The 19,275-nt window shown below is 36.0% G+C and carries 11 protein-coding genes and 1 pseudogene; 3 read left to right on the forward strand and 9 right to left on the reverse strand.

Annotated features, from left to right (window positions below):
• Positions 1 to 328 precede the first annotated feature (328 nt).
• On the reverse strand, positions 329 to 1,735 hold the full coding sequence (locus NSU19_RS17520; protein ID WP_339197688.1) for an AAA family ATPase: 1,407 nt from the start codon (positions 1,733 to 1,735) through the stop codon (positions 329 to 331).
• A 15-nt stretch (positions 1,736 to 1,750) separates the two neighbouring features.
• Between NSU19_RS17520 and NSU19_RS17525 the strand changes: the two genes are divergently transcribed.
• The gene (locus NSU19_RS17525) at positions 1,751 to 3,124 is read left to right on the forward strand and encodes an IS1380-like element ISGsp2 family transposase (protein ID WP_327847978.1); all 1,374 of its coding nucleotides are present in this window, start codon (positions 1,751 to 1,753) and stop codon (positions 3,122 to 3,124) included.
• A gap of 186 nt (positions 3,125 to 3,310) precedes the next feature.
• Here NSU19_RS17525 and NSU19_RS17530 read toward each other — a convergent pair whose 3' ends face one another.
• The 4 genes and pseudogenes from NSU19_RS17530 to NSU19_RS17545 all read right to left on the reverse strand — a co-directional run bounded on the left by NSU19_RS17530 (position 3,311) and on the right by NSU19_RS17545 (position 9,092).
• Positions 3,311 to 3,568, reverse strand: coding sequence for an AAA family ATPase (locus NSU19_RS17530; RefSeq protein ID WP_339197690.1), 258 nt, complete (start codon positions 3,566 to 3,568; stop codon positions 3,311 to 3,313).
• Between the two features lie 194 nt (positions 3,569 to 3,762).
• Complete coding sequence (locus NSU19_RS17535) at positions 3,763 to 5,571, reverse strand: ATP-dependent helicase (RefSeq protein WP_339197692.1); 1,809 nt, start codon at positions 5,569 to 5,571, stop codon at positions 3,763 to 3,765.
• A 10-nt stretch (positions 5,572 to 5,581) separates the two neighbouring features.
• Positions 5,582 to 7,528 (reverse strand): AAA family ATPase, encoded by a 1,947-nt coding sequence (locus NSU19_RS17540; protein WP_339197695.1) that lies wholly within the window; start codon positions 7,526 to 7,528, stop codon positions 5,582 to 5,584.
• An 816-nt stretch (positions 7,529 to 8,344) separates the two neighbouring features.
• A pseudogene (locus NSU19_RS17545) lies at positions 8,345 to 9,092 on the reverse strand (hypothetical protein).
• Positions 9,093 to 9,265: 173 nt separating this feature from the next.
• Between NSU19_RS17545 and NSU19_RS17550 the strand changes: the two are divergent.
• The gene (locus NSU19_RS17550) at positions 9,266 to 10,927 is read left to right on the forward strand and encodes a zinc-ribbon domain-containing protein (RefSeq protein ID WP_339197698.1); all 1,662 of its coding nucleotides are present in this window, start codon (positions 9,266 to 9,268) and stop codon (positions 10,925 to 10,927) included.
• 274 nt (positions 10,928 to 11,201) lie between these two features.
• Positions 11,202 to 11,684 carry a hypothetical protein gene (locus NSU19_RS17555; RefSeq protein ID WP_339197701.1) on the forward strand — a complete coding sequence of 161 codons (483 nt, stop codon included), beginning with the start codon at positions 11,202 to 11,204 and terminating at the stop codon, positions 11,682 to 11,684.
• A gap of 57 nt (positions 11,685 to 11,741) precedes the next feature.
• Here the strand turns inward: NSU19_RS17555 and NSU19_RS17560 are convergent, their stop codons facing one another.
• From NSU19_RS17560 to NSU19_RS17575, 4 genes are all read right to left on the reverse strand, one after another.
• Positions 11,742 to 13,451 (reverse strand): restriction endonuclease subunit S, encoded by a 1,710-nt coding sequence (locus NSU19_RS17560; RefSeq protein WP_339197704.1) that lies wholly within the window; start codon positions 13,449 to 13,451, stop codon positions 11,742 to 11,744.
• Positions 13,448 to 14,890 (reverse strand): class I SAM-dependent DNA methyltransferase, encoded by a 1,443-nt coding sequence (locus NSU19_RS17565; RefSeq protein WP_339197707.1) that lies wholly within the window; start codon positions 14,888 to 14,890, stop codon positions 13,448 to 13,450. The genes NSU19_RS17560 and NSU19_RS17565 overlap by 4 nt, the downstream gene beginning before the upstream one ends.
• Positions 14,891 to 14,914: 24 nt before the next feature.
• Complete coding sequence (locus NSU19_RS17570; RefSeq protein WP_339197709.1) at positions 14,915 to 17,284, reverse strand: DEAD/DEAH box helicase family protein; 2,370 nt, start codon at positions 17,282 to 17,284, stop codon at positions 14,915 to 14,917.
• Between the two features lie 69 nt (positions 17,285 to 17,353).
• Positions 17,354 to 19,192 (reverse strand): IS1182 family transposase, encoded by a 1,839-nt coding sequence (locus tag NSU19_RS17575; RefSeq protein WP_339197711.1) that lies wholly within the window; start codon positions 19,190 to 19,192, stop codon positions 17,354 to 17,356.
• Positions 19,193 to 19,275: the final 83 nt, after the last annotated feature.

The raw sequence follows: 19,275 nt of genomic DNA on the forward strand, positions 1-19,275 counted from the left end.
CACATTTTTTCGATTTTTGATTCGATTTTTTACCCGATTTTTTCGCAAAACTTTATTTTTTAATTAAAATAAACATTTGGCAGAAAAAGAGAAAAGGCTTGAGGGACAAGGGTTTTTCCTTTCCACTCTCGCCTTTTTTCACACGCTTATCAAATTTATTTTTTAACTTCCACAAGTTTCTACTTTAAATCCCAAATTTTTATTTTGGATCTACATAAGTATAGGCATAAGGTTTAAGAGAAAAGATCTTCTTTAGGAGATAAACCACCGTAATCCCCATCATAAACCTCTTCTAAAAATCACTTACTCCTAAGTAAACTTACCCTTGTTATAGTCTCTTTTTTAGGATTTTAGATAACTTATCTTCAAAAGACTTGAAGCTATCATATCTCAAAATAAGTTCACAAAGTTCCTTTCGGAAGTTACTCTCATTCCAATTATTTTTCTTAGCCTCAGAAATGAGTACATTAAAGAGAACTTTACCATTCACAAAATAATCTTTGTCATCTTTTGCAACCCCGTTTTTTTTCAAATCCTCCTTTTTGGCATTCTCAATGTTCTTTCTGTATTCATTAAGAAACCAGTCTATCTTTGTTTCATTTTCAAATAAATTATCTCTAATTTCTCTCATTAGATTTTGATCTGGGTTATCAAAAAGTTTTGTTTTTAAATATTTTTCTAAGCTCTCAATTGGCAAAAACAAAACGTCATTTTTATCAATATGAGTCCATTGTCCGTTTCGCTTCTTTTCAATTAGTTTCTTTTCTGCAGCTTGCTTTACATCCCCATCAATGATGCTTAGAAGTTTTACTTTGCTTCCAAGTATACGCTCCTTCAACAAGTTATTATGTAATTCTAAAATATTTTCATATCCACCTACTGGAAGTACCTTGATGAGTTTATTTCTCTTGGCATCGATGTTTTTAAGAAATCTCTCAACAATATTCCATGCTAAATCATCTTCCACTAAAATAATAACATCATGTCTATCGTGCATATATATATCTCTTGTGATATATGCAGGGTAACATGGCGTTTTGCACGTAACGATGTTATTTGCCCCTTTCTCAAGATAGAACAGATTGTTAACATCTAAGTCACGAATTATTTCAATGGAATGCGTTGCAAAATACACTGTTAAATTATATTTTTTTGCAAGATTCTTCATAAATTTAATAAGACGTTTTATTGCTGATGGATGCAGTGCTAATTCGATCTCATCAATTAATATCAACTTGTGTTTTTTATTATTCGTCCTTATTACCAAGTTATATAACAAGTGAAGCAAGTTAATTAACAGGCACTCCCCTGTACTCATAGAGAATTGTGAAATAGTTCCTCTTTCATTACTAAGAAAATACGGAACTCCATCAAAATTATACTTTTCCTTAGCCTTTCTCCTATCAATTCTATATAGTTTTGGGTAATGGTAAATATCACCATGAAGTATTTGACTTAAGCTCTCTGATATAAATTTATCTGCTTCAATTAAGTCACTTTTATCTATATGTAATAACCGTTTATATGAATGATATGTGGTATTCCAAAAACGAGTCCCTCTTGTAATACTGCCTTCTTGAAATCCCTCTAAATCAATCTGCCCATTATTTTCAACTAAACACCAGTTCCCATTTATTGGTTTCCATACTTCATACCTGAATCCGTGACAAAACATCTTTACAATGGTCGCAAACCGTTGATACGATAAGGGAAAACGACGTTGACGATTCTTCATCAAGTAGGTGATGTGATGAAAGATTTCCCGATTCGGTTTGTATTGACAGATGAAGCGATTACCCCAAGTGCTGGGCTTGCTCTCGTTGGCTACTTACTCCATCGAACGAAACTGGATAAACGGGTAAACGCACTTCGGCTTCCAACGGTTCGTCGAGAAGTGCACATTTCCCATAGCGATGTCATTCGCTCGATGATTGGCTTGCTTGCCACAGGAAAAACGGATTTCGATCATATCGAAGCGTATCGTCAGGACGATATCTTTTCGGCATCGATGGGGATTCAGCACGTGCCTTCCTCTCCAACCTTGCGACAACGACTCGATCAGCTCGCTTGTCTTCCGATGACCGAAACGATTCTTTGGGAGGAGTCCATACGTCTGTTGATTCAACGACATGCCACTTTGTCCCCTTGTTGGACCAAAGGAAAGACGACATGGCTTCCCCTTGATATAGATGGTTCCCCATTTGACAACTCCGATACGAAAAAAGAAGGAGTCAGTCGAACGTATAAAGGATTTGACGGTTTTACACCGTTGTTTGCGTATGCAGGGAAGGAAGGGTATCTCGTTCATGCCGAGTTGCGTCCAGGGAAACAACATGTGCAAGACAACATGCCCTCGTTTTTAGTCACCGCTATCCGTCGAGCTCGTCAACTGACTTCATCTCGTCTGCTTGTTCGCATGGATGCAGGAAACGATGCAGAAGCGAATGTGCACGTATGCCTAAAGGAAGACGTGGACTTTGTCATCAAGCGAAACTTACGCCGAGAATCGACAGCGCTTTGGTTCCAGATCGCTTCGCAAAAGGGCAAACGTGTCGATGATGGACAAAGCGAAGGAGTACAAACCTATGAGCTATGCCTTCCACAGAAGGCAGCGATCGATGGAAACACGTATACGTACGTTCAAGTCACCCAAGTGACGGAACGGACGATGGAACGCAATGGACAGCTGATGCTCGTTCCTGATTATGAAGTGGAAAGCTATTGGGTGCGGCTCAAAGGATACGAGCATGTTCGAATGAGCGATGTGCTCGCGTTGTATCATGACCATGCGACATGCGAACAGTTTCATAGCGAACTGAAGAGCGACTTAGATTTAGAGCGGCTTCCATCTGGGAAGATGAAAACGAATGCGCTCGTGTTGGTCATGGGAGCCTTCGTTTACAATCTTCTTCGTCTGATTGGACAAGATCTATTAAGCGATCCGAGACATCCGTTGCACCACAAAGTGAAACGCCGCCGCATCAAGACGATTATTCAGACGGTGATCACGATGGCAGGGCGACTCGTCCGTCGATCACGACAGATCTGGATGAAACTGACGCGAAGGAGTGGCTATAGCGAGCCCCTACTGAACGTCTATCAGAAATGGAGAGAGGCAAGATAACGAACGAATGTTCGGGCACTGATGTCCAACGTCACTCCCTGTGCTTTTTTGTCTATTTTTTTGGTTCGTATACCTAAAAAAGAGATTTGTTCCATTTTCGGAAATAGAGATGACATAGGTCATAAGCATAAAAAGGGTTTTATGGATTATCAATCCATCAAAATTACAACAAAATCAAAGTCGATTTCAATTCATCACGGATTCAGGTTCATATTTATCCTCAATCTGATACTTGATAGAAGAAGTACTATCGTAATCACCATTCTTAAACATCGCAAATGTTACAGGTCTTTTAATTTTAGGAGCAACAGCCATCATCAATGTGCTTTTCCCTGATCCATTAACCCCTGTTATAGCATATACATCTGTACCAAGAGGCATATCTATAGTCATTTTGGAAATTCCCCTAATATTTTCAATTTCAATATGTAATGTCTTTTCCAAATTATCTTCACCTCACATCCTACTATCTCAAGTCGAAAAACAACCTGTATTTATACTATACATAATGGTTAAAAGAAATATTGTAAGTTATCCTTTATAGAGCTGTTTCCTACTTTTATAAAACTCCACCTTCATCAATATATTTCTTCTTTCACATTCCTCTACTTTTACCCTTTTATAATGCTGCTTGTCCTCTAAGTCAACTGTTCCTCACGAACCGTTTTTGATACCATTTTCATCCCTAATTCTTCAAGTTGATGCCTTTGGGTTGCTGTCAAAGGCGGAGTAGCAATAAATAAAAAGTCCTTGGCACGACTTAAAGCAACATACAATATTCTGATGTCATCTTCATTACTATTAATATCTGGATTAAGAAATAATTCTAATAATTCAATTTTATCTAAAAATACAAGAACTGACTCAAACTCTGCCCCTTTTGCCTTATGAATAGTTCTGATTGTGCTTGTTTTTTCTTCAGGAATTTTAAGGTCATTAATTAAATCTGACATCATTGTTGTTTCAGCAAAGTCTTTAGCCTTTCCTTTTCCATAATTCGTTATTTTATAACCCGCTTTACTTAAGAATAAGGATAAATCATTGTAATAGTTATATAGTGAGATATTCTCAATGCTATTTGGATAATTCATTACATACTCCAATAAACTAACCGCCAGGCTTCTTTTCTGCATAGACGTTATGGTTTGCCCCTGACGGAAAGGGGATTTCAATGATCTATTCCGATCAGTTGTAAAAACTTTCATCATTTGTTTTACAGCTACTTCATAACGTCCTTCTTTTGCAAACTGTCTTGCCAATATAATATTTCTCATGAACCTATCTCTCTTTGACGAATCTGTTTCTGAAAAAGTATCCCATACATTCAATGTTTTTACATCTCTTAAAATTTTCACTGAATCATTATATCTGGCTAACACGCAATAATCATTGTTGAGGTTTTTGTTTTCTCTTTCTCTATGGAAAATTGCTATTAACTCCATAATATTGTCATCATTATATTCCATAAACATAACAGGATAACTTTTCCCTTCCCTAATGGGCGTTTGTTGTAAAGAATCATGTTTTCGTATAAAGTTAAGTATTTTAACGATACTTGGGCTACTTCTTCTATTTTGCGTTATTTTAAAGTTTAGTTGGTTCGGAAGAGAAAACGCTATAAAATCATTTCTGGATGCTCCCTGGAATTTAAATATTGATTGAGCTGGATCTCCTATTACTCCTACTACAGAACCTTTATACGCTAACCACTTAATAATCTCCGTTTGAATTGGATTGGTATCCTGAAATTCATCCAAGAATATGAACGGATATTTAGCAGATAAACAATCTAATATGATAGGGAACTCTTTTAATATTTTATAAGAAAAATACAGAACATCTTCGTGATGGATAATTCCTCTTTTCCAGCACAACTTCTTATAAGAAAGTAAATGATCCTTGCTAATATAATATCCATCTATTTTTTTATTAACATTTCTGCGAACTCGTAAGACGATTTCATCTTCCTTCAAATACCATTCCAGCGCCTCTAAACATTCTTTAATTTGGCTGTCATCTTTCATGTAGAAAAGGTTATTGGCTTTTTTCCATTCCATTAGCCTCCCATTGGACACTTTATTCTCCTCATGTCCATCCATCTCGGCTATATTTACTAATGTAGTCCCATCTGAATTACGTAATAAGTAGCAGTAAGGTTTTACGATATTTTTATACAGAAAACTATGAATAGTTGAAACCTCGACTCTTTGAATATCCGTTCCTAATCTCTCGATAATCTCTTCAGAACCAACTGTAGTATATGTAATACATGCAATTTTCGACACCTTTCCAAGTCGCTCAGAGTTTTGTAAAACATTTCTAATATGTTTTACAAGCCAATGAGTCTTTCCTGCTCCTGGACCTGCAATTATCTTAAAATGTTTATGTAAGTCCTTCTTGTCCATTAAATATTCAGAATCAATAGTAATAGCATCACTTTGGAACATAGTAATCCCCTCATTCCTTATAACATACCCAATTAAAAGCAGACTTAATATGACTTGGCAGAATTAACTTAGCAGATTTATCATTTTTCAATCTATGAGCTATTTCAAGAGCTAACTCACCTTTCCTTCCATCTGCATACTTTAAATATGATGCAGCATATCTTGCTCTCTCTTTTTCTTCTGGTAACCAATCGCTATTCTCTAAAGACTCAAAATCTTCCAACTTAATGTTTTCAAACAAAATTGGATTCAAATAGTTTTCCCAAGCTAAATCATATTCAAATGTTTTTCCTTTACCTGTTTTATTATAAAAAATTTCAACATTAACACAATTTCTTGCTATTTTTCCAAGATTTTCAAGAGCTCCAGAAAAAGGTTTGTATTCATAATTATCATGGTCTTGATTCAATTCAAACGGATAGCAAGACTTCCAAGTCCTTTTTTTACCTTCCTCTGCCTTCTTTGGCTTTTTGCATGGATCAGTATCAATTACACAGGCTACTCTCTTTTGTAATGCATATCTCTTACGATCTGTACTAATTCCTGCCCCAAACATTTTTATAAAATGGGAAAATGTCAAAGCATCTGCACGAACAATTGCTACATGATTCCGTTCTAAATCGCATCCTACTGATTCTGCTAGTACAGGAAATAAAATCAATTCAGCCATACCTTCAACGAATAAAACAGATTTTGCAAACAACATAGCCGATTTCGTTGCATCAAGAAAACGTTCTACATATCCTTTAGATTTTTGGTCCTCAGGACTGTTCGAAAACACTCTACCTGGATACTTTGCTTGCACTTGTTGTTTGTTATCTCTCTCGAGGCAAATAATCGGATCTAATCCAACTGCTGATGTTATTTGAGTTGAATGGGTGGTAATAAAAATTTGACGACTCAACGTCTGTTTATCGATTTCTTCTTTTAAGAACTTTAGAAAATTATATTGTAAAGCAGGATGTAGATGAGCTTCTGGTTCCTCTATTAACAGTATTGGAAATGTTTTTGCATTTTCGCCATATTCCTTAGATGTAATCATTTTGAATTTCGCCAAAATTAATGACATATAAATGAGGTTATTATAACCCAGACCATTGTTAATGATAGGAATTTCAATACCTGTTTCATTTCGGATAATTAGACGTAGAATTGAAAGTACATCAGCTTCTTCTAATCGACCATCGATGTCTGGTTCTCCCCCAATTGCTGCACCAGTATTTTGGGCAAAGCGAAGAATTTCTTTTCTGTTCAGACGACTAACTATATTTTCAACAACTTTATTAGAATACTTTTGAAACTCTTGTTTAGAACTTATTAGAGAATCAGAACTCTTTTCATTGTTAGGTTCATTATCTTTAAAATGCGTTAAAAGCTGTTTAAGAAGTGGATTTCGTCCTGTAAACATCTTGCTCTCTACATCTCTTAGTGCATCTAAAGTCTCGCAATGAATTTTTTCTAAATACTCCGTTTCAGCCCTTATTTTATTTTCAATTTTTCCACCATAAATTCTAGATACATACTTCTTTAAGAAATTCTCAAGTATCTCCCATCTTTCTTTATCATTTTGTGCCTCTTTTATGGCATCTTTATATTCTTTCCAATTCGATTCTGGTAGAAAGTATTTATAAGTAAGGGTTGCTTCCCAAGGTGACTCTAATTTTGTAAGCCAACTTGCTACAATCGCTTTATCTTCTAAGGTGTCATTATGCGAGGATCTTAAGGTAGCAGATATTATAATTTCAGGGGGATTATCTAAATCGTCAAGCTCTTTATTAAAATCGTCAATAGATGGTGTCTTCGATACAGATCTGTTGAAAATGTATTCAATTGCTTTTATTATGGTTGTTTTTCCCGAATTGTTGCTACCAATAATGACATTTAAACCTTCATTAAACTCTATCTCAAATTCGCTAAAACACTTAAAATTCTTAATATACAACTTAGAAATGTACACAATAATGCCTCCTTATTTTAAACATGGTAAAATGAACCAATTAATATTATACATCATCCTTTTAAAAGATTGATTTGTCATCCTAACTAAAAAATTCTAAAAATAAAAAAGTCATGAAACTCTGTTTTCTCATGACCTTATGGTTTTCACAAAATGATTTTTACTAATCTACTTATTTTTCCCTAGTCATATATTACATATCACACGTGTGGATTATCCAAAATTAGAATCGGCATTTCCTGTTCAAAAGAATAAGCGATATGAAGTTTGATACCAGAACACTCCCCATGATAGACCGCTCAAAGAAGACAGTTTTTTATTGTCGCCATAGTAGTAGAATCGATAATCAACAGCTATGAGAGAACTTTAGGGCTTATCGTATTTTTTAGTTACTTTGAATACGATCAAATGAAAAAGCATTTTATAACGCTGTAAGGGACATGTTTCGCTTTTTTGGCAAATGTCGAGTGATCAACGTGTGGCAAGCACATAAGAGACTGATACATCCGTACTAGACCGAAAACTTTTTCATTCGTGAGTAGCCATGACAAAGTAATTCAAAAGTGTACAAACATTGATTACTCGAGTCGTATCACTCAACGATTCATGGAGTTCTTCCTCTGTCACATGTTTTGCAACAAATTCGAGAGTATGATAGCTTTTCTTTTTCATAGAGTGCACCTCTTCTCTGGATTTGTTTGGTGGTACTTACATTCTACAGGAAGGGTGCTCTTTTTCTATGCACAACTGGTTTTTATTGATTGGTAAACACGCATGACTTTCTTATAAAATTCCTACTATGCAAGACAGGAGATTTTACAGCTCTTCTTTTGTTTTAATTTCAATGTCTGTTGTTTCTATTGGATATTGATAGTCCTCAATCACTTCGACAGCCTTTTCAAATTGTTTTACAATCTGCATCTCAGTTATAAAAGTATCCCCCATAACCCATGTAATAAAAATTGTGCGAACCGTCGCTTTAGTTCTAATCACTAGCCACAAGAACGCAAACCTGTTCTTTGCTGACACCACGATGTTTATGCTTGTCTCCTTACGATTTATAATCCCACGTTTACCCCTTTTCTGAGTATAAGAAAATAGGTTTCGTTCACTTCCTCAATACCTTCAAATTGGTCAAAATTCATTTGTTTCAAAGCATTGAACAACTTGTATCACCAGTAAAAAAAAAGCGTAACCCAAGTCCCCCTACAATTCAGTAGATTTTCACAGGGAATACCTCTTAAGAATACACTCAACAAAAGCAATCCACTCAATACCCTTACGTGTACGATAGAGAACGGTATTGGTCATATCAGAAAACGTTTTGCGACAGCACTTACACTTATAGAGTTGACGACCATTGTACTTTCCAAAGCGAAGAACATACTAGCTTATACAATGACGACACTCAATCCATTCTTGAAGCGAGTTTCACACACGACCTCCGACAGAGGATGAATGGGTAACATAGCGTTTCAACCATTGATATTGATAGACTTTCTCTTTTTATGTAAGGATTCAATTTTGACAAGAATTTAAGGAAGTTATTGAATGTCTTACTCATACCGTCGCTAACTCCTTAAAACGTTTTTATTCCTTGATCATAGCAAGATTTCAAGCAATAATCAAAAATCAACAATACTCTTTTTAGCAGATCTTTAAAAAGAAAATTTGTATAAATTATTAATCAATCGGTAAAACTACTTCCATAAGGAATATTATGGAGGTAGTAATGTTATGAATAACATTACGAATAGGAATTTAAGCATTAAAGGTATTATGAGCGTTCTTTGGGATAAAGATAAGAACAAACGGTTGCTTGGCAAAACATTCGACGAAGTAACATCCAAAGATACATATGACGCATACTGGATTTGTCAATACGAAAATAGAGGTTGCTCATTTATTAAATCTCCCAAACAAGTGTACCAGGCTATATACAACGGTTCACCTGTTTGCAATATTTGCAATGAGGTGCCGTATGAAAGAAGCATCGCTTATAAAGCACCTAAACAAGTAGAGATGTACTGGAATTTTGAAAAAAATAGTGCAAATAATGTATTCCCTGAATACACTCCGTATCAATCAAACCGTATGGTATATGTTATGTGTAAAATACATAATTGGGGAATAAATGAAAATGAAGAAAAAATGCAACGATGTGCAGACTTAGTTGATCATGTACCCTGTCCATACTGTAACAAAGAACTCGCAACTCCTGAAAATAATTTAAAAGTTCGTTTTCCACACATAGCAAAAGAATTGCATCCTGATTACAACGCTGAGTTAATTCCACCATTTTCATCAAAGAGTTACCCTTTTTGGTGTGAACTTTGTCAGGATTACTACACAAAACAAGTGAAACTTAGAACTTCACAACATCAAGGTTGTCCCAAACATAAAAGTGCGCATCAAAACTCAAAAACACAAGGTTTGCTACTTCTCCTATTCAACGAAATTATTGGTGGTTTTAAAAAACATAAGTTAAAAGATAAAAGATGGTCAAATGGAAATTCAGTTGAAATTGACATATATAGTATGACTTTAAGGTTGGCAATCGAATATGACGGTGCACAACATGGGACAGCGAATCGAGTAACAAGTGATCAGAAAAAAAATGACATGCTACAAAATCATAACGAGGTATCAATGTTTATCAGGATAAGAGAAGAAGGTTTACCACCGTTAAAATATCATGATAATCAATTTGAAGTCAGTTGCGGGAAACATGAGCCAAGCTACCGATTTTTGATTCCTGCTATTCAAACAACCCTTCAAATTATCAAAAACAAATATGAATTGCCAATAATGGAGTATTCGGAACAACAATTATCCGTCATGATAGATAATCTGCTGCCTAAGGTAGAGGGAAATGCTTTTATAGTTAAAGAAAACAGCTTTGCCGAATTTGCACCTGGTCTTCTCAGGCACTTAGACTCTGACAACAAAAACCCTTTTACTGTTTCAAAAAGTTCACATCATACTTTCAATGTAAGATGTCCTAATTGTGGATATAGATTTTCAAAAAATCAAAGTAAAGCTAAAAACTTAATTTCTTCGAAAGGGAAATGTAAAAAGTGCCTATACTATGTGGAAAATATTCATATAAAAAACAGCCCACTCGTTAGATGGCATAGAACCGTTCCTTTTAACAAAAGTCTTGCAGGAAATAACCCTATTATTGCAAAATTCTATTCCAAAAATAACGTTATCCCTGCTGACAAAATATCTTATAAAAGCAAGTATCATACAATCTGGAATTGTCCATTTTGCTTAGGTGAGTATACATCCACAAATTATACTCAGTTAAAAAATGGATTTAAATGCAAAATTTGCAACAGAAAAGCAATAGAATTTGCTGAAAAAGAGTATCACAATAACGCAATGGGAAACCTTTAATATAGGTTTCCCATTTCTCTTTATTCACTCTTATTTTTTTACTGAGCACTGGAAAAGTTAATCAATTCTGCTTTTCTCTTAACTGCTCAAAGCCTACCAACTAAACAAATCAATATCCAACTAAATTTCTTCATACTAGGTTTACCTTGAATACTATCAGTACTAGCCCAGTTCTTATGTGTTAATGAAGAATATGTCGAATTTTGAATAAAAGCAATTTCTCTTCTGTATAATGCAATGACAATACTTTAGAAATTGGAAAGGAGTTGTGAAAATGGACAAGGATACTTTCTTTACTATGACACCTGAAGAAAGAGTAAAAAAAGTAAATGAACTACTTCAAAAATACGAGTTAAAAGAAATAGCTGATCTCATCGGTATTCCATATAGTACCTTTACAAAAGAAATGCGCAAAGACGATTACTTCTACCATCAGACGGACAGAAAGTATTACCGCTTCATACGAGATGAGAAAAATATAAAAGGCAAATACAGTGATTCAGAAGTATTATCGTTCATACAAGAAAATTTTGACACACTAAAGTCGCTGATACAAAATTACAAATCATCTTCCTTTCTTCTTCTCGATGAGCGTGTATACCGAAGCAACGCCAATTTTGTAAATAAAAGCATTAAAATGAACAGCGAAATTTACGAGGAATTTAGCAAATTCTGCGAAGATAACTATCCCCAATACCAACTACAGCACCTCGTTGCACAAGCATTGATTGATTTCATGAACAAATATAAGCGATGAAACAACAAAAGAGCCGAGAGTGGCTCTTTTGCTATTCATTCATATCTTTTCTATTCTTCATAGTGCTCGTTGTATTATAGAACTCATAAGAATACTGTTTGCCTTGACTTTCTTTGAAATTCTCTTTTCTAACTCATCACAAAGTTCCATAAAATTATTCAATCTTGTAACAATTCTTTTCTGCTCTTCTTTTGGAGGTATTGGAATTAATATCCTCTTGAGTTTTGTTCCATTAAAGTTCGCCTGTCCATTTTGTTGAGTAATATGTGGTTCAATTTGGGTTGTTCTACAAACAGATGAATTTATAAAATAGTTTACATATTCTGGAACAAGATATTCTTTAAATAAACTTACCCTAATCAAATAAGAGGCAAAAGTGTATTCGTCATCATTTCCTAAGTAGCAACCGCTTTTCCCCACTAACTCATAACTATTTGTACGGTTAAATAAAATATCCCCTTTTTTCAGGTAGAGCCTTGGTAAATCTTCAATAGATTTTTCAACATACTTCAAATCATCGTATACCACTTTACCACCTTTTATATTATTCATTCGCAACACAGGAACACCCACATTAACTTCTGTAGCCTTGTGCGAAGTTCCATACTCAACAACCTTGCTAAGATTCCCAAGTCTTTCCCATTCCCAACCATTTGGCAGTGCATAAGGAATTTCATCGGATGTAATCGGCGGCAATGGTTTTTCCTTTTTGATTTTTTTCTCGGCAATTAGTCGTTCTTTCTCTTCTTTTATTCTCTGCAACAATACAGAAGCAGGCTCATCGTCTGGATTTTGTTTAACCAATTTTCCTTGCACAGCAAGGCTCAATATACTGTTCCGTAATAGTTCAATATCCTCTTTCGTATTGCAAAGGTGTTCCATGTTTTCAATTGCAAATTGCAAGTCTTCCATTTGCGAAGGATTGTTATAGTCTTGTATTTTAGTAAACACACTTTTGTTTAAAGCGGAAAAGAGCTTCTCTTTCTGCCTTATCTCTTCCTTCAAGGTATCAAGCAAGTGAAACAACTTCTGTATTTTCGCCACTATCTCTTTTTGCTCTTCAAGAGGCGGGAGTGGGAACAATTGCATCGACATGTATTTTCCAGATACTTCATTGAATGTTGTACCAGATGCTTTAGAATTTAATTCTTCCCCAAGGAAAAGCAAATAATAGTAAATGTATTTATTCATTTCCATAATGTAAGGGACTACAGATTTGAAGCCTTGGTTCGTACTAATCTCATTTTCTGCAATTGCCACATAACCAATAGGTGCTCGACTCGAAAATAGAACTGTTCCTTTTGGCATAAGAGTTGCCGAGCTTTTTTGTAATCCAAGTTGACTAATATCTCTCCTACCTCTTGAAATTGTAACATTTTTATTTCCACCTAAATCAGCGGGAGTTATCCAAGGCACTCCCTGTCCTGGTTCTGCCCAATATTCAGCCACTTGTGATTTTGGTGTTCCACCACCTACGATTTGTCCAATTTCTCCTAACCTAACCCACTTCCAATGACTAGGTATATTGAAAGGCACTTCATCTGGCGTTATCGGCGGTAATTGCTTCTCTTTTTTTATTTTCTTCTCTTTTATCAATCTTTGCTTTGCTTCTTCCATTCTTTGCAACAGTTGGGATACAGGCTCATTATTCGGATTTTGTTCAACTAATTGCCCCCTAAACGCTAATTTCAGGATAAGCTTCTTTAACTGTTCTACATCTTCTTCTGTTGTTACTACTTCGTGAAAGTGCTTTAGTAAAGCCTTCATGATGATACCTCTTTCACAATTTTTAATAACTCGTCTACAAGTTTTTGCTTCGTCTCCTTAACTCGTTCCTTTGCTTCCAGATACTTCTGCAAAGCAACAGATGGTTCTACAAGCTGCTCTTCCTCCGAATGAGGGTTTTTAATATCTAAATTGTAGCCTCTCGCCTTTACCTCTTCGATGGAAACCTTCCACGCATATTCATTTTTTTCTCTATTGTTCCACCATGCTTTTTCTCGCTTGAACTCTTCGATTCGAATCGGCTTTGTTTTGCTGTAAGATTTTTGCCCCTCTGGATATGGATGTTCGTAATACCAAATCTCTTTTGTTGGCTCTCCTTTGGTAAAGAACAGTAGATTCGTGCGAATGCTCGTATACGGCGCAAAAACACCGTTTGGCAGTCGTACAATAGTATGAAGGTTACATTCTTCTAATAGTTTTTCTTTAATTCTCGTCTTTACACCTTCACCAAACAAGAATCCGTCAGGAAGAACAACGGCAGCCCGTCCACCATCTTTCAATAATGTTAGAATCAAAACCATAAACAAATCGGCTGTCTCTTTTGTGCGAAAGGCTGCAGGGAAGTTAGCCTGAATCCCTTCTTCCTCAATCCCGCCGAAAGGAGGATTTGTCACGATAACATCTACTTTGTCCTTTGCTCCATAGTCTCTTAAAGGGCGGGATAAAGAATTATCACGGCGTATTTTAGGAATCTCTATACCATGTAAAATTAAGTTTGTCACACTTAAAATATGTGGTAACGGCTTTTTTTCGATACCTAAAAGTGATTCTTGAAGAATTTGAAGTTTTTCTACTGTATCGGCTTGCTTCTTTAAATGAGCTAACGCACTTGTTAAAAATCCACCAGTCCCACATGCAGGATCTAATACTTTCTCCCCGATTTTCGGATTTACCATCTCCACCATAAATTGTGTAACTGCACGAGGTGTATAATACTCCCCTGCGTTTCCAGCGCTTTGTAAATCTCGTAAAAAAGTTTCGTAAAAATCATTAAACAAGTGTCGGTCTTCAGACTTATTGAAGTCAATTTTATTGATTTTATTGATAACTTGACGCATCAATGTTCCTGATTTCATATAGTTATAGCTGTCTTGGAAAACTTCTTTAACAATATATCCTCTCGTATTTTCCTCTACGCCAGAAAGTTCCTTAAGTGCAGGGAATAATTTGTTATTTACAAACTCCAACAATTCGTCTCCTGTCATTCCCTCGTCATCCGCTGCCCAGTTTCGCCAACGGTACTCCTCTGGAATTGGAGAAACATAATTATCATCTTTAAGTTCTAATTCTACTTCCTTGTCATCAAAAATCTTCAAGAAAATCATCCATACAAGTTGGGCAATACGTTGCGCATCTCCGTCCACTCCTACGTCCTGACGCATAATGTCTTGAATCGATTTGACTATATTTGCTATGCTCATGATGTTCCTCCTCTGTTATTGGATCTAAGCTGATGTATAAATTTGTTGTTCCAATTCTCTAATCGCTTTCAAGTACTGTTGCTTCCCACCAAAACTTTTCACAATTTCTACAAGTGAGCCAAATTGATCAAACGGAGGCAGTTTAAGCACTTCCATGCTTTCGATATTCTCAACCCCTTGATCAGCATACTTATCGAGCAAAGCTTCAAGTACCGCTCTGGCTTTATCACCGTACTTGGAGAAGTAGTTTCTTTTCTTCACATTCATAGCTCTTTCTTTGCGTGTTAAAGGTTTCATATCAAACGCTACATGACAAATTAAATCAAATGGGTCATAATCTCTTCCTACTTCTTCCTGAAGTTCATCTAATAAAATACCTTGTTCTAACAGCTCTTCAATAATAGCTTGCTTACGTTCTGCACTATTCCATTTTTGCAAAAACTCATCCAAAGAAGCATATTCTTTCTTAATTGTCTTTCTAGTGTAATCCTTTAAGGACTCCGTAATAAGTTTACCATCTTCACTGTAATATTGAACACGTTCGTTAATGACTTGTACTTTAACGTTGTTTACGTAATATGTCTTTGCTCCGTTTTCCCCTTCAGTTTCTCTGTTCATATCCTCCCCTTCTCCTACAAAATCAATAGGAGAAACTGACGAAATGTCATTATCACTATCATCTTCCTCTACATCTGGAGGAATTAAAGGATCCCCATCTTTTGGTTCATATATCTGAACAGGATCTCCGTCGAATGTAGGGTCAGCAAATAAATTCGTTACTCCCCGAAAGTCCATGATTGTAAAAGAAAATTTATTGTACTCTTCATTTACACGAGTACCTCTTCCGATGATTTGCTTAAATTCGGTCATAGAATTAATATTTGCATCAAGAACAATAAGCTTGCATGTTTGTGCATCTACCCCCGTCGTCATCAGTTTTGACGTAACTGCTATGACTGGGTAAGTACTTGCAGGATCAATAAAGTTATCAAGTTCTGCCTTTCCTTCCTCGTTGTCTCCTGTAATTCGCATAACATATTTGTGGTTTTTGGCAACTAAATCGCTATTTTCATTCGCTAATGCCTGTCTCATCCGCTCGGCATGTTCAATATTGTTACAAAAAACAATTGTTTTCTGATAGCGATCTGTCTTTTTCAGATACTCTGTTATTTTTTTTGCGACTATTTTAGTACGTTCTTCTAATACAAGATTGCGATCAAAATCTTTTACATTATATATACGGTCTTCAATCACTTGTCCGTATTTATCTTTCATTCCCTTGGATGGTCGCCAACCTTCCACATCTTTATCAATGGTGTATCTAATTACCTTGTAAGGAGCAAGAAAACCGTCTTCAATTCCTTGCTTTAAACTATAGGTATAAATTGGTTCTCCAAAATAATGAATATTAGACACGTCTTTTGTTTCTTTTGGAGTAGCAGTAAGACCGATTTGTGTCGCAGGAGAAAAATACTCTAGAATCTCTCGCCATGCCGAGTCTTCTCTGGCACTTCCACGGTGACATTCATCGACAATAATTAAGTCAAAGAAATCAGGAGAGAATTCCTTATAAATATTCTTCCAATCTTCAGACCCAGACACTCCTTGATAAAGAGCAAGGTAAATCTCATAAGATTTATCTACTTTTCGATTTTTTATTTTCGTCATTTTGTCTCCAAAGTGTTTAAAATCATTTGCCATCGTTTGATCCACTAAGATATTTCGATCCGCAAGAAATAAAATACGCTTTTTCATTTTGGACTTCCATAATCTCCAAATGATTTGAAAAGCAGTCAACGTCTTACCTGTTCCTGTAGCAAGAACAAGTAAAATGCGATTTTGCCCTTTAGCAATCGCTTCCACAGTTCGGTTAATAGCAATTCTTTGATAGTATCGAGGAGCTTTACCACTTGGATCCACAAAATAATCTTGAGTAATAATCTTTTCTTCTCTTTCCGTGATTCCTTTCCATCGTTTGTACCGCTCCCACAACTCTTGAGGAGATGGAAATTGATCCATAGGTATTTCTTTTTCAATGGGATGGCTTTGACCTGTTCTGTCGTGAAAAAGAAATGCCTTTCCATTTGAACTAAAAACAAATGGAATATCTAAAATCTCAGCATATTCCAGTGCTTGCTGCATCCCGTCACCAACGGAATGTTTATCATCTTTTGCTTCAATAATAGCAAGCGGAAGATGTGTTTTATAGTACAAAATATAATCCGCTCTCTTTGCCTTTTTACGAGTATGCATCTTTCCCTTGACTACAATGCGCCCTGCAGTAAACGTAACTTCTTCCCGTATTTGTTTATGTAAATCCCAGCCTGCCTTAACCAAGGCTGGCGTGATAAACTTTGTACAAATATCCCTTTCTGTATAACCACTCTTTTTCAATAAAAATCCCCTCCATTTCATCTTTATTACTTTTTGTCAAGTGTCTTTAAACTCATTTTACCAAACATTTTAATATAGTTTAGATGTTTTCTTTCTTTTAACTGTCATCAATACAAACAAAATGGGGCTGTCCGATAAGTCCCTAAAATGAAGCAAGTGGAGAAAAACAATTCGTTTCTCTCCACTTGCTTTTATATTTTTTCGATTTTTATCTGAAAGTAGCTGGCGGATGCCGGCTACTTTCAGGAAGTTGTGGGCTAATGCCACAATCCCAAACTCGACATGTACCTTGTCGAGGCCCCGCAAAGAAAATCTGCGGAACGACCGATTGCCCTTGATGTGACCGAACACACTTTCTGCCTCGACTTTGCGTCGAGCGTAGATAGCGGCTTTCTCTTCACATTCAAGGGCTGTTTTGGCCTTTGCTTTCATTTCTTCGAAGATGGGATTCCAGTGAACTTGTCGGTTGCCTTTCGCTTTTGTGCATTTCGCTTTCAATGGGCAATCGGTACAATCTTCACATTCGTATATTTTGAAGCTTTGTTCATAGCCAGATGGATTCTTTTTGTTTTGGTATTTTTTAAACGTTACTCTCCTTCCATTCGGGCAAATAAAACAATCATCCTCTTCACAATAGGTCCAGTTTTTGGCATTTTTAATGTCTTTTTTGTATGTACGTGTTTGTTCTTTTACATAGCTCCCATAAGGAATTAGAAACTCAAACCGGGGCTCTTTCTCATCACCAACTGCATATACATAGTTTTCTTCACTACCATAGCCTGCATCCGCAATAACTGTTTGGGGCATCGGTAATGAACTGGAGGCTAGCTTCTCCATATGTGGGATAAAGCAACGTGTATCGGTCGGTCGTTGATGAATAGTATAAAACAAGATAAACTGATTCTCTGTCCCCATTTGCACGTTGTATCCGGGCTTGAGCTGACCGTTTTTCATATGGTCTTCTTTCATGCGCATGAAGGTTGCGTCTTTGTCTGTTTTCGAGTAGCTGTTACGGTCACCGAACATTTCCTTTTGTTCTTTGTATCTTGCCATTCGGGGCAGGAAATCTTCCCGAATTTGTTTCACCGATTTCTTTAATTGACTGCGTTTTTTTCGCTTCTCTTTCCGAATGGATGTATCGGTCTCCTTTTCGATTTCTTCCGTTAGCGTTTCAACTTTTTCTTCTATTTCTTTTGCGGTTTCCTCCAGGTTTTGTTCGGTGATCTCTGTATGTTGATCGCTTTCCTTTTGCCCTGTTCCGGCTTCTAATTGGGTTAATTCATGAATGTGCTTTAGTGTTTCTTGGATTTTTTCTTTTAATTTCTCTTCGAATTTCAAAGTGGATTTTTTCCACACAAAAGAATACTTATTGGCATTGGCTTCGATCTTAGTGCCATCCAAAAAGTAGTTTTCCATCGTGATGTAATGTTCTTTTATCAATTTGAGAATCATGACTTCAAAGAGCTCATCCATGAAAGCTTTCATCCGTTCCCCTCGGAACTCATTAATGGTGCGAAAATCTGGTTGTTGCATCGCTGAAAGCCACATGGCAGGAATATTTTCTTTAACGAGTTTTTCGATTCCTCGGCAGGAATAAACCTTTTGAGAATAAGCATACAGAATGATTTTCAGCATCATTTTGGGATGATAGGAACTTCTGCCGCCGCCTTTATAATGAGAAAACAATTGTTTATCTGGTATCGCCTCCACCATTTCGTCCACGACACGTGCCACGTGATGTTCGGGTATGAGAGATTCAATATCATAAATCATTTGAACTTGACGGTTGTTATATGGTTTGAAAGTAGGGGCTAAATTTCTTTTGGCAGGAGTTTTTTCTTCTTTTCCATCTAGAGGAAGTGTCATTTGTGTGTTATAATTTTCACGAGTAATCATTTGATTGCTCATAAAAAATCGTCCTTTCTGTAATGTTGTGTGGTAACTTCATTTTACTAGAAAGGACGATTTTTTTGTGCATTTTTTTTAAAAAG

The organism is Aeribacillus sp. FSL k6-2211, assembly GCF_037966125.1.
In the GTDB taxonomy this organism is placed as follows: Bacteria; Bacillota; Bacilli; order Bacillales; family Aeribacillaceae; genus Aeribacillus; species Aeribacillus composti.

Excerpts from the sequence above, each read along its gene's own strand:
- NSU19_RS17520 (WP_339197688.1), bottom strand. The coding sequence starts at position 1,735 with ATGAAGAATCGTCAACGTCGTTTTCCCTTATCGTATCAACGGTTTGCG.
- NSU19_RS17525 (WP_327847978.1), top strand. The coding sequence starts at position 1,751 with ATGAAAGATTTCCCGATTCGGTTTGTATTGACAGATGAAGCGATTACC.
- NSU19_RS17535 (WP_339197692.1), bottom strand. The coding sequence starts at position 5,571 with ATGTTCCAAAGTGATGCTATTACTATTGATTCTGAATATTTAATGGAC.
- NSU19_RS17550 (WP_339197698.1), top strand. The coding sequence starts at position 9,266 with ATGAATAACATTACGAATAGGAATTTAAGCATTAAAGGTATTATGAGC.
- NSU19_RS17555 (WP_339197701.1), top strand. The coding sequence starts at position 11,202 with ATGGACAAGGATACTTTCTTTACTATGACACCTGAAGAAAGAGTAAAA.
- NSU19_RS17560 (WP_339197704.1), bottom strand. The coding sequence starts at position 13,451 with ATGAAGGCTTTACTAAAGCACTTTCACGAAGTAGTAACAACAGAAGAA.
- NSU19_RS17565 (WP_339197707.1), bottom strand. The coding sequence starts at position 14,890 with ATGAGCATAGCAAATATAGTCAAATCGATTCAAGACATTATGCGTCAG.
- NSU19_RS17575 (WP_339197711.1), bottom strand. The coding sequence starts at position 19,192 with ATGAGCAATCAAATGATTACTCGTGAAAATTATAACACACAAATGACA.